The following is an 11,550-nucleotide window of genomic DNA, read 5'->3' on the forward strand; positions in this document are numbered from 1 at the left end:
TCAGGCGCTCCGGGCTTGAGATGGTGTCGCAACGGATAAGGCTGGCAGTTCCAGATTGGCGCGGAAGTTAGAACCGATGTAATCCGTATCAATCAGCGAGCGGCGGCGAAGCTCAGGGATCAGGCCATTTAAAAGTAAATCTTCCTGATCGGGATTACCAATGCCGTGCAGCGAAAGAACGTCAACAGCACCCGTATTGAAGCGTTCTTCAATCGCATCAACAAGTTGCTCCGGCGTGCCCGCCACTGACCAGTGGCCGGTTTCCTGTGCCTCAATAATCAACTGACGCAGGGTCAGGCCTTCACGCGCATAGCGGCGGAAGACTTCAACACGGCCCCGGCGGCGGTTAATGCTCGTGATTTCCGGCAGCAGGTTTTCCGGTAGAGACTTGTCGAGCGGCAGGTCGCTCAGATCAATATGGCCGCCGAGCATATCTGCAAGTTTGACACGTCCCTGATCATAATCGATTGATTCATGCTTGTCTTTCAGACGGCGAGCAACATCGGCTTCCGATGAGCCAATCAGCGAGTGAAGCGAGTTCATGATGAATGGTAGATTGTTGCCACGGCCAAACTGCGCTGCTCTGCGGCGCAGCTCGGTGGCAAAGGCCACAGCATCTTCGAGCTTTGGCTGTGACGTATAGACGACTTCAGCATAGCGGGCGCCAACGGTGATGCCCGCATCGGACTGCCCCGCCTGAAACTGAACCGGACGACGCTGCGGCAGCGGTGGCACATTCAGTGGTCCTTCGACGCTGAAATGCTTGCCACGATAGTTGATGGGGTGAAATTTCTCCGGGTGGACAGAGATATTACCCGACGCTTTGCGGGTAATCGCATCACGTTCATTTGCATCATAGAGCGCGTTCACGATCTCGATAAATTCCGCAGCCCGTTCATAACGCTCTTCCGGACTTGGCAGATCGCCGCCGAAATTCTCTTCGCCGACCGAAGATGTCACGGCATTCCAGCCCGTTCTGCCACCGCTCAAATGATCCAGCGTTCCGATCTGGCGTGCGAGATTGTAAGGATGCAGAAATGTCGTTGAGACGGTCGCAATCAATCCGATATGCGATGTGGCATGTGCCAGCGCTGCAAGCGCGATAACCGGGTCTTGCGTGCCAGTGGTGCCTGCAAGACCTGCCGGATCAAGTTGCAGAAGGTCGGCAGTAAACAGGCCAGTGATTTTCTCGGCTTCAGCCTTCTTTGCAAGCTCTATTGCGCGTTTGAACCCAAAGGTCTTGTCCTGATCATTGCTTGCTGAAACAACGTTGCTGGCACCGAACAGGGTTTTCAAGCGGCGTGCGCGTGTTCTGGTCATGGTAATGTCCTTGTAAATTAAGCGGCGCTTATCGTTGGAACTGCATCCAGCAGGGCGCGTGTGTAATTGTGCTGTGGTTGGGAAAAGACGCGTTCAACAGCGCCGCTTTCAACGATGCGACCGTCCTTCATCACCAGAACGCGGTCTGTCAGATGATGGACGACACCAAGGTCGTGGGAAATGAACAGAAGCGATGTGCCTGAAGCTGCTTGCAGCTCGGCCAGAAGGTCGAGCACCTGAGCTTGTACCGATACATCAAGCGCGCTTACAGGCTCATCGGCGACCAGCAATTTCGGGCGCGGTGCAAAGGCACGCGCGATGGCGACACGCTGGCGCTGACCGCCCGACAATTCACGGGGATAGCGCTTGAGAAACTGCGCGCCCAGACGCACAGCATCCAGCACTTCCACCACACGCTTGCGGCGTTCATCACCATAGATATGAACGGAATCAAGGCTTTCACCGACGATCTTTTCAACCGTGTAACGCGGATCGAACGAACTGAGCGCATCCTGCGCAATCAATTGCATATGCGCACGTTGTTCGCGGCGTTGCTCCTCACGCAGATTGCTCCAGAGCCTGCCATCAATATGCACCGTACCCTGATCGGGTTCTGTGAGGCCCAGAACGATCTTTGCGACGGTGGTTTTGCCAGAGCCGGATTCCCCAACAATTCCGAGCGCTTCGCCAGCTTTCAGAGAGAACGAGACATCATTGACGGCCAAAGGGGTGTTGGCTTTGCCATAATGTTTGAAAAGCCCTTTGGCTTCCAGAACATTGGTGCTCTCATCGATGCGCTTTGCTGGTAGGGCCACCCTGACTTGCGGTTGGTGCGGCTGTGCTGGCGATAGCCGGTAGCCGCGCGACCCGACGGACGGTACGGCTTCGAGCAAATGTCGCGTGTAGGCTTCCTTCGGTGCATTGAGGATCTGGTTAGTCGGGCCTTCCTCAACGATGCGGCCATTGTGCATGACCAGAACGCGATCGGCCAGCCTTGAGACAACAGCAAGATCATGGCTAATCAGCAGAAGTGTGTGTCCCGCCCGGCGACGCTCCGCAAGAAGATCGAGGATCTGCTTCTGAACCGTCGCGTCAAGCGCTGTCGTCGGTTCGTCGGCAATGAGCAGTGACGGCGAACGCGCAACTGCCGTTGCAATCAGTGCGCGTTGCCGCAAACCACCGGAAAGCTGATGCGGATATTGCAGCAATCTGCGATCAGGGTCGGGAATACCTACCGATCGCAGCAATGCCTTGCTGCGATCGGTGACATCCGGCCTTCGGAAAAAGCGTGTTGTCCCGAAGGCATCGGAAAGCTGTTGCGAGATACGACGTAGCGGATCGAGCGAAACCAGCGCATCCTGTAAGACAAAGCCGATTTTGTTGCCGCGCAAACCGCGCCATTCTTTATCGCGGTAGTCAAGGACATTCAGACCATCGATCTCAAAGCGCTCAGCTTTGACGACTGCGCTTGGGCCTGAAAGTCCGATCAGTGCTCGTGCCGTCACTGACTTGCCCGAACCGGACTCTCCAACAAGCGCTACCGTCTCGCCGGGGTGAATGGTCAAATTGATGCCTTCGACGACTTTGACCAACTGGTCATCGCGTTGAAAGCTAATGGATAGATTGCGGATTTCAACAAGGGGCGTTGTCATGACTGCCTCCGGCCTTCAAAGGCAAGCTGCCAGCGCCGTCCGAGAATGCTGATCGATATAACGGTGAGTGTGATGGCCAGACCGGGCCAGACGCCAATCCACCATGCAACACGCAGATAATTGCGCGCTTCTGAGAGCATCGCGCCCCATTCGGGAGCTGGCGGCTGCGGTCCCATGCCAAGAAAGCTCAAGCCCGCAGCGCTGATGATCGCTGTGCCAAGCCCGATTGTTGCAAGGATTGGTACCTGCGCAATGGCGTGGGGTAATACGTGCCGCAACACGAGGATGTGACGCTTCAGCCCAAATGTTTTCGCCTGCTCGACATAACCGCTTTGCGCAATAACAAAGGTCTGCGCGCGCACGACACGGGCGAAACGTGGAATGATGGCAACTCCAAGTGCAAAGATCAGATTGACGGTGCCCGGTCCTGTGAACGAGATGAAAACAAGAGCCAGCAGCAGATCGGGAAACGAAGACACCACATCGAGAAAGCGGGAAATTGCTTCATCAATCAGGCCGCGCGATAGTCCAGCCAGCAGCCCTAGAATGGAGCCAGCTGTAGCTCCGATAGCCACAGCGCTAAAGCCGATCAGAACGGAATAGCGCGCACCGTGAACCACGCGTGAAAACACGTCGCGGCCCAAATGATCGGTGCCAAACCAATGTTCTGCCGAAAGCGGCAATTGTGCCTGTAGCGGATCGGCCAGCAATGGATCGGCTGTTGTGAGTAAACCCGGCCAGAGCGTTGCAACGGCAATGAGCGTTAGAAAGATTGATGGTAATGCCAGTGCCGGGCGCGAAAGGACTAATCGCGCCAGATTACGTAAGCTTGTACCAGCTGGTTTTGCCGTCGAGTGCGTTTCAAGTGCGGGGGTGACACTCATGATCTATCTCCGGCCTTCGGTTCTCAGGCGCGGATCAATCAGCAGATAGAGCACATCAACGATGGTGCTCATCACCACATAGATAAACGCCGAGAAAATAGCGACAGCCAACACCACCGGCAGGTCGTGATAAAGCACTGCATCAACCGTGATGCGGCCAAGACCGGGACGTCCGAACACGGCTTCGGTAATAACAGCGCCTGAAAGAAGCCCACCAATCAGCCAGCCGGTCAGTGTCACGGCTGGCAGTGATGCGTGGCGCAAACCATGTCTTAAACGCAGCACGAGATTGCTGGTGCCCCAGCTGTGCACTGTGAGCGCAAAGGGTTCTTCCAGTGCGCGTTCCAGACCTTCGCGCAAAACCTGTCCGATCACCGCACCTAAAGACAAACCAAGCGATAGAGCTGGAAGAACGAGTGCTGCGAAATTCCTGTCCCCCGACACCGGAAACAGCTTGAGCGTGAAGGAGAAGACGAAGAGCAGAACGATGCCAAGCCAGAAGGATGGCGTTGAAATCAGCACCAGTTCTGTGCCCGCAGCAATTGAACGCGGCAGCTTTTTACCGGCTGTCAAAACAGCGCTGCCCACAGCAAAGACGATTGCCACAAAAAGTGCTGCCCCCGCGAGCTTCAGCGTCGGCCACATCTGCGAAAACAAAAGCTGTGAAACGCCTGTTTGCAGATAATAGGAACGGCCAAAATCGCCATGCAGAATACGTCCGAGATAGGACAGGTATTGCATGAATATGGGATCATCCAGCCCCCATTCAGCGCGAATGGCAGCTTCGACTTCAGGCGTGCGTAACTGCTCGCCAATCAGTATGCTGACAATGTCGCCGGGTGCCAAATGCACGCTGATGAAGCTCAGAGTGATCGCCGCCCAAAGAACCAGCAGGCCTGAGCTTATGCGCAGGGTGATTTGTCCCGTAAGGCTGTTACGCGGGACTCCGAAACGCCGGGGCAACCAGCTTGCGGGTGCGCGACCGATGGTCGTGGTATTTTCAGCATCCATGATCTGTAGCTCCTCTGTGCCGAAGTCCGCAGGACGGCGTGTTTATTCGCTGCGCCAGATGTCGTAAGCGCTTTCAGGAAGTTGTTTGAATGGGCGGAAGCTGATCCCTTTGACATAGCTTGCAGCCGCTACCTGATCTTCAGGCTCGTACAGCGGCAAGGCATAGGCCTGATCCAAAATGGCGAAGTTTTGCAGCTTGCTGTAAAGCTCAAACCGCTTGGTCTGATCGAGCGTTGAGGCGGCTTCATTGAGCCATTGCGCTAATTCAGGTGCTGAAGCGCGGCTGTAATTGATGTAACCGCCCTTATCGAGTGGAAGGTAATGCAGCTCGATATCGATAGCATCGGTTGGCGTGTTGGAATTGGCAATCGAGCCAAATTCGCCGGTCTTTCGGCGATCTGTGTAGGTTCCGGCATCCACATAGACGATCTTGAGATCAATGCCCGCACTCTGACGCGCCTGCGCCTGCAAAGCCTGCAAGAGAACGTCGCGCTGATCACGCACGGTTGCCTGTGCCTGAATAACTTCGATGGTCAGCGGCTTGCCATCCTTGGTGCGGAAGCCTTCCGCATTGCGTTCCGTCCAGCCCGCTTCATCAAGAAGCTTGTTCGCAAGCTCTGGATTGGCACCGTACTTTCCTTCGATGCTTTTATCGTAGAACTGCGGATCAATAGGCGAGGTGATGCCCCATGCGCGGGTGCGCTCCCCGCGATAGACAGACTTGAGAACGGCATCGACATCAATGGCTGCAACCAGCGCTTTGCGAACATTCAGCTCCTGCGTTGGCCCCCATTCGACATTGAGGAAAAGCGAATAAGGTGTGCCGGTATTCAAGGCCGTCTGATAGGTGAAATCAGGATTGTCCTTGAACAAGGCCGCATCATTGCCGGGGACACCTTCAATGACATCAACCTGACCAGACGTAAGGGCGCCGGTTCTGACCGAGGACTCGCCCAGGAAACGGTAGGTCACTTCATCCAGATAGGCTGGCCCCTGATGAGCGGCATTTGCCGGTGCCCAGTTGTAATCCGGGTTTTTGACGAAGGTGAGTTCCTGTCCTTTGGTATAGCGCTTCAAAATGAAAGGACCGGTTCCTGAAATCTGAGGTCCGCCGGATTTGATTTCTTCAGACTTGAATGCAGCAGGTGAGAGAATTTCCAGGCTGGCAATATAATCGAGAAATGGCGCGTAAATGCCTTTGAGCGTGAAACTGACGGTGTTTTCGTCAAGCGCTTTCGCTTCTGCAATGCGCGACACTGGCCCGGTGCTTGTGCTGCCAGAATAGGCCGGGTCTTTGAGCGCCGTAATGTTGGATACGACCGCTTCCGCATTGAATTTTTCGCCGTCCGTAAACTTCACATCATCGCGTAGTGTGAATGTGTAGGTTTTGCCGTCGTCTGAAATCTTATGATCTTTCGCAAGCCAGGATACAAAACCGCCGTCAGCGGTGCGTGCGAGCAGCGATTCATAAGCATTGCGCAGCAGAAGTTTGGTTTTGTCCTGACCATTGAGTTGTGGATTGAGCGTTGCAGGCTGGGTTTCAACGCCCCAGACCAGTTTGCCACCTTCAACGGGTTTGGCGTCTTCCGCGAATGCGATTTTTGGCAGTGCGACCGCTGCGAAAACTGCGGTTCCGAGTGTCAGGAAATATCGGCGATTAAGCATGTATCGGTCTCTCGTCAAAAAGATGGAATTAATCTTGAAGCCAGATGTCGTAGGCGTTTTCCGGAAGCCGCTTGAAAGGGCGGAAACCAATGCCTTGAACGCGTGATGATGCGACGATTTGATCGGCAGGCACGTAGAGCGGCAGGCCATAGGCCTGTTCGAGCAACGCAAAACGTTGCAGATCTGCGTAAGTCTCAAAGCGCCTTTTGGGATCGAGCGTGGAAGCGCCTTCGTCCAGCCATTGGGAGACTTTAGGGTCTTCCGTACGGCTATAATTGATCGAGCCGCCCTTATCGCGTGGCAGATAATGGAAATAGATGGTGACGCCGTTTTCCTGCGTCGTGGTCGAGTTTGGAATGATGCCGTATTCGCCGTCTTTCTGACGGTTGGAATAGGTACCCGCATCGACATATTGCAGCGCAATATCGATGCCCGCATTCTGTCGGGCCTGGGCCTGTACCGCCTGCAATAAAATATCACGCTGGTCGCGCACGGTGGATTGTGACTGCACAACCTCGATTGTCAGACGTTTGCCGTCTTTGGTGCGGAAGCCGTCGGCATCGCGTTCCGTCCAACCCGCGTCATCGAGAAGCTTATTGGCAAGTTCTGGATTAAACCCGTAAGTGCCTTCAATCGACTTGTCGTAAAAGTCGGTATCGGCAGGCGTAAGAATGCCCCAGGCACGCTCGCGTTCACCGCGATAAACCGACTGAATAATGCGTTCGACATCGACGGCAGCCAGCACTGCTTTACGGACATTGACGTCGGAAGTGGGTTCGCGGGTGATGTTGAGGTAGAGCGTATAAGGCGTTCCGGTGTTGATTGAAGTTTGGTAGCTAAATTCCGGATTATCTTTGAAAAGTTGCGCATCGTTGCCGGAGATACCTTCTGCGGCATCGATCTGCCCGGAAGTGAGTGCGCCGATACGCACTGAGGATTCCGGCAGGAAACGATAGGTCACATCGTCGAGATAGGCCGGGCCTTGATGCGCGGCATTTTCGGGCGCCCAATTATAATCCGGGTTTCTAACGAAGCGGATTTCCTGACCCTTGATATAGTGGTCGATAACAAAGGGGCCGGTTCCTGCGACTTCTGTTCCACCAGCCTTCAGCTGTGTAGATTCAAATGCTTTGGGCGAGATCAGTTCAATGCCTGCCGCACCATCCAGAAAAGGTGCGTAAACGCGGTCGAGTTTTATAACGACAGTCAGTGGATCAGCGGCCGTGACTTCGCTGACACGCGCGACATGGCCTGCACTGATGCTTCCCGAATAAGTGGGTTCTTTGAGTTTGCTAAAGTTGAGAGCAACAGCTGCTGCATCGAATGTCTCACCATCCGAAAATTTCACACCGTCGCGCAGTTTAAACGTGTAGGTTTTGCCGTCTTCTGAAACTTCATAGCTCTTGGCGAGCCACGGCACATAACTACCCTCCGGTGTGCGGGCCAAAAGGGATTCATAGCTGTTGCGCAGAATAAGCTTGGCTTTGGCCTGACCGTTCAAATGGGGATTCAGTGTGCTTGGCTCTGTCTCCACACCCCATGTGAGAGAACCACCGCTGACGGGTTCAGCATTTGCTTTGGCCGAAGTGATTTCGGCTCCAGCAGCAATGATCAGAGTAAGGGCGCTGGCGCCAGCCAGAAAAGCTCGTCTTGTTACCACGTTGAATATCCAGTGTCGGGAAATTGGGAGAGTTTATGCCGCGATTGCCGGGCGATTATTGGCGAGCAGCTCAATGGTTTTGAGACGATGGCCGCCTTCTGAAACAGGACAGTCGATCACGAACTCGGTGACGCCCAGTTCACGATGCAGGCGTTGAAGTTCACTGTGAACATGCAAGGCTGTGCCATGGACCACGCGAGGCGTGCGCTCTTCGATGCTGTATTGTGTGGCACCTGCCTGTCGCACATATTCAAGCGCCTGTTCGTGACTGCCGACATTGACCGGCTGCAGGCCTTCGACCGCAACACGGAAGCGGCGAATATCACCAGCCAGTTTTTCCGCCTCGGCATCGCTCTCAGTAACAATAACGCTGACCGCTAAAATGGCAGGGCGGTTCGTAATTGTCCGATAGGCTTCAACCGCTTCTTTGATGGCTGCCGGATCGCCCTGAATATGTCCGGCATAAACGAAGTTCCAATCGAGCTGCGCCGCAAGTTCAGCACTTTCGACGCTCGCACCCAGCAGGAAACGTTCAGGTTTTTGCGGCGGAACCGGATAGGCGGAAATACCGTTTTCATCATCTGATTTATCAGAACCATGATCGAGAAAACCATCAAGCTCTGCCAGCTGCTGTATGAATGTTGGCTTTCGGTCCGGGTCATAAGCGCCTTGCAGGGCGCGTGTTGAAAGTGGCAGGCCACCCGGCGCTTTTCCAACACCCAAATCGACCCGTCCCGGGGCAAGTGATGCAAGCAGATTGAAGTTCTCAGCGACTTTATAAGCGCTGTAATGCTGCAGCATCACGCCGCCCGAACCAATCCGGATATGATGGGTATGAGCCAGCAAAAAGCCGATCAGCACCTCCGGTGACGAACTGGCGAGCGCCGGTGTGTTGTGGTGCTCTGCCACCCAGAAACGGTGAAAGCCTGCGGCTTCTGCTTTCTGCGCAAGCTTTATCGTGCGGCCAAGAGCTGTGTTGGCTTCTTCGCCGTCGTGAATTGGGCTCTTATCCAGAAAGCTAAGCACATAGGGCATGTTGTCCTCATCAGTAAATTCAATGAAGTTGTAGCCTATGTTTTTTATATAGTTTTAATCTAGCAATATTCTTCTAATATTTATTGTATGATTAAATGTTCGTGTCGTGCAAACTTACCAATAAAGATGCACCGTAAGAGAAATATGCTTTCACATCATTGGTTATTGCTGTCTACAAAGCACCGATGAAGAAGTATTTATTTCTCTAGAGGTCTTCTATGGTAGATATTATTACTCAGTCATCGCTTTTGGACCCTGCTGCAGATCCCCTCATTGATGGTCTGGTTCATGAATATGAAAGCCGTTATGCGAATCTGGATCGGCCAGGTGGTGCACGTACGGAAATTTTGCGCTACCCAATTGAGGCTTTTGCGCCGCCGCTAGGTGGCTTTTTGCTCTTGCAGCGTGATGGCGTGACCATTGCTGGCGGCGCTTTCATGAGCCACGATGATGAAACGGTTGAGCTTAAGCGCATCTGGACGGCATCGCATATGCGTAGACAGGGGCTGGCGCGCCGCATCGTTTTGGCTCTTGAAGAAAGAGCTGGCAAACTGGGGTATACGCGGGCTTATCTCTCAACCGGCTTTCGCCAGCCTGAAGCAACAGCGCTGTATATTTCACTCGGTTATCGTCCGCTTTTCGACACATCTTCAGATGTCCGGCACTACCGTTCGCTGCCGTTTGAAAAGCACATTGGCGCCAGACTGGGTCAGCAAGGCTCTTCGCCGCTTTATCCTCCATCGACATCATTTGAAGAGGCAACCCAGCGCGTACGGGAACGGAAGGCGATGCAGGAAGCAAAGATTCTTGCGCGACTTCAAAGCTATCGCGAAACCGCTGCGTGAGAAGGGAAACAAGCCATGCCCCTTTCACATATCGAACATTTCGCCTTTCTCATTCCCGGCAGTCATCACGAGTATGATCCCGCACGGGGTTTAGAGGACACGCTTCAGCTTTTCGAACATGGAGAGCGATTGGGTTATGACAGCGGCTGGGTGCGCCAGCGCCATCTGGAACGCGGTATTTCTTCGGCTTCAACGTTTCTTGCAGCGGCAACGCGGCGAACAAAACATATCGGCCTTGGTACAGCGGTTATCCAGCTAGGCTATGAAAATCCGTTTCGTCTGGCCGAAGACCTTGCAACTGTGGACCTGCTCTCAAACCGCAGGCTGAATGTTGGCGTTTCAGTTGGTGTGCCGCTGTTTGCGCATCTGATTGAGGACTTTGTCGATGCCGCTCCCATCGCTGATTACAGCCATAGGCGCGCAGAAAAACTGGCAAAGGCGCTGCGGTCAGAACCGCCTAGCCAACCAATCTATTCAATGATGATCGGAATTATAACATGACGCAATCCAAAGGCTTACTCTTCGGTGTCGGCATCGATGTTTCCACCCCTTCGCAGAACAGTGAGAAACCATCGCGTCAGTTCTGGACCGAGCTGACAAAACCATTTGACGACGCGTTTTCATTTTTAACACAGGAGGATGGTTTCGCCAACGGCAATGGCGATGGGCTGGATGCCATATTGCTGGCAAACTGGCTTGCGCCGCGCTTGGCCAATATCGGAATTATCGCCGGTGCGGCAACGAATTTTCTTGAGCCGTTTCACCTTTCAACGGCCGTTGCAACGCTCGATTATATCAGTGAGGGCCGGGCGGGCATTCTGGTGCAAGCACTTGGTGAAAAACGCAATATCGAAGCGAGCGAAGCTCTGGGCGCTTTGAATGGCTATCCTTCGCTTGAACATGACGCACTTGATCGCGATACGCAGGACGCAATCGAGGTCATTCGCAGGCTATGGGATAGCTGGGAAGATGATGCTGTCATCCGTGATAAGAAAACCCACCGCTTTCTTGATGCTTCGAAGCTTCATTACATCAAGTTTGAAAGCGATAATTTCCGGGTTCTTGGACCGTCGATAACACCGCGCCCCCCGCAAGGACAGCCTGTTATCGCGACAACGCTCACTCGCCATGAAGATGTTGCCAGAGCACACAACGTTGATGTCGTTTTTGTTCCAGTGAGCGGCCCCTTGTCCAAGGCTATAGGCGAGACTGTACCGGTCGTGGTTGGAGATATCGAGCTTTCACACGCACCGACTGTAGAGAACGTTATTGAAAACATTCTCCATGGCGAAGCGTTCGGTGTGAAGGGGATAAGGCTGGTGTTGTCCGACCCGCAATCACAAAGCGATTTTGTTTTAAATGAGCTGCTGCCAGCACTGCGTGCTCAAGACCTCATTCGTAAGGCCGAAAGCACCACGTTGCGGGCGCGGTTTGGTCTGCCGGAAGCAATCAATCGTTACTCAGCAGCGGTTTGAGCG

Annotated in this window: 9 protein-coding genes and 1 pseudogene; 3 read left to right on the forward strand and 7 right to left on the reverse strand. The window is 53.9% G+C overall.

Going from position 1 to position 11,550, the window contains the following annotated elements; all coding sequences use genetic code 11:
* Genes RI570_RS15165 through RI570_RS15195 form a run of 7 tightly spaced genes read right to left on the reverse strand, consistent with a single transcriptional unit; the run spans position 1 to position 9,227 of the window.
* Entirely contained in the window at positions 1 to 1,320 is a 1,320-nt protein-coding gene (locus RI570_RS15165; protein WP_313829392.1) for an NtaA/DmoA family FMN-dependent monooxygenase, read from the reverse strand.
* A gap of 17 nt (positions 1,321 to 1,337) precedes the next feature.
* On the reverse strand, positions 1,338 to 2,972 hold the full coding sequence (locus RI570_RS15170) for an ABC transporter ATP-binding protein (protein ID WP_313829393.1): 1,635 nt from the start codon (positions 2,970 to 2,972) through the stop codon (positions 1,338 to 1,340).
* Positions 2,969 to 3,856 (reverse strand): ABC transporter permease, encoded by an 888-nt coding sequence (locus RI570_RS15175; protein WP_313829394.1) that lies wholly within the window; start codon positions 3,854 to 3,856, stop codon positions 2,969 to 2,971. Before RI570_RS15175 ends, RI570_RS15170 begins: the two co-directional genes overlap by 4 nt.
* 3 nt (positions 3,857 to 3,859) lie before the next feature.
* The gene (locus RI570_RS15180; protein WP_313829395.1) at positions 3,860 to 4,867 is read right to left on the reverse strand and encodes an ABC transporter permease; all 1,008 of its coding nucleotides are present in this window, start codon (positions 4,865 to 4,867) and stop codon (positions 3,860 to 3,862) included.
* Positions 4,868 to 4,909: 42 nt separating this feature from the next.
* Positions 4,910 to 6,532 (reverse strand): ABC transporter substrate-binding protein, encoded by a 1,623-nt coding sequence (locus RI570_RS15185; protein ID WP_313829397.1) that lies wholly within the window; start codon positions 6,530 to 6,532, stop codon positions 4,910 to 4,912.
* A 28-nt stretch (positions 6,533 to 6,560) separates the two neighbouring features.
* Positions 6,561 to 8,192 carry an ABC transporter substrate-binding protein gene (locus tag RI570_RS15190; RefSeq protein ID WP_313829398.1) on the reverse strand — a complete coding sequence of 544 codons (1,632 nt, stop codon included), beginning with the start codon at positions 8,190 to 8,192 and terminating at the stop codon, positions 6,561 to 6,563.
* Between the two features lie 33 nt (positions 8,193 to 8,225).
* Complete coding sequence (locus RI570_RS15195; RefSeq protein ID WP_313829400.1) at positions 8,226 to 9,227, reverse strand: LLM class flavin-dependent oxidoreductase; 1,002 nt, start codon at positions 9,225 to 9,227, stop codon at positions 8,226 to 8,228.
* A gap of 218 nt (positions 9,228 to 9,445) precedes the next feature.
* On the opposite strand from RI570_RS15195, the gene RI570_RS15200 reads away from it, so the two are divergent.
* The 3 genes and pseudogenes from RI570_RS15200 to RI570_RS15210 all read left to right on the forward strand — a co-directional run bounded on the left by RI570_RS15200 (position 9,446) and on the right by RI570_RS15210 (position 11,547).
* Complete coding sequence (locus RI570_RS15200) at positions 9,446 to 10,072, forward strand: GNAT family N-acetyltransferase (protein WP_313829401.1); 627 nt, start codon at positions 9,446 to 9,448, stop codon at positions 10,070 to 10,072.
* A gap of 15 nt (positions 10,073 to 10,087) precedes the next feature.
* Positions 10,088 to 10,534, forward strand: a pseudogene (locus RI570_RS15205) (LLM class flavin-dependent oxidoreductase); the annotation flags it as partial.
* 35 nt (positions 10,535 to 10,569) lie between these two features.
* Positions 10,570 to 11,547 carry an LLM class flavin-dependent oxidoreductase gene (locus RI570_RS15210; RefSeq protein ID WP_313829403.1) on the forward strand — a complete coding sequence of 326 codons (978 nt, stop codon included), beginning with the start codon at positions 10,570 to 10,572 and terminating at the stop codon, positions 11,545 to 11,547.
* The last annotated feature ends 3 nt before the right edge of the window (positions 11,548 to 11,550 follow it).

The organism is Brucella pseudogrignonensis (assembly GCF_032190615.1).
GTDB classification, from domain to species: domain Bacteria; phylum Pseudomonadota; class Alphaproteobacteria; order Rhizobiales; family Rhizobiaceae; genus Brucella; species Brucella pseudogrignonensis_B.

What these genes read in the sequence shown, in the direction of transcription:
- RI570_RS15165 (WP_313829392.1), bottom strand. Translation starts at nt 1,320, where the DNA reads ATGACCAGAACACGCGCACGCCGCTTGAAAACCCTGTTCGGTGCCAGC.
- RI570_RS15170 (WP_313829393.1), bottom strand. Translation starts at nt 2,972, where the DNA reads ATGACAACGCCCCTTGTTGAAATCCGCAATCTATCCATTAGCTTTCAA.
- RI570_RS15175 (WP_313829394.1), bottom strand. Translation starts at nt 3,856, where the DNA reads ATGAGTGTCACCCCCGCACTTGAAACGCACTCGACGGCAAAACCAGCT.
- RI570_RS15180 (WP_313829395.1), bottom strand. Translation starts at nt 4,867, where the DNA reads ATGGATGCTGAAAATACCACGACCATCGGTCGCGCACCCGCAAGCTGG.
- RI570_RS15185 (WP_313829397.1), bottom strand. Translation starts at nt 6,532, where the DNA reads ATGCTTAATCGCCGATATTTCCTGACACTCGGAACCGCAGTTTTCGCA.
- RI570_RS15195 (WP_313829400.1), bottom strand. Translation starts at nt 9,227, where the DNA reads ATGCCCTATGTGCTTAGCTTTCTGGATAAGAGCCCAATTCACGACGGC.
- RI570_RS15200 (WP_313829401.1), top strand. Translation starts at nt 9,446, where the DNA reads ATGGTAGATATTATTACTCAGTCATCGCTTTTGGACCCTGCTGCAGAT.
- RI570_RS15210 (WP_313829403.1), top strand. Translation starts at nt 10,570, where the DNA reads ATGACGCAATCCAAAGGCTTACTCTTCGGTGTCGGCATCGATGTTTCC.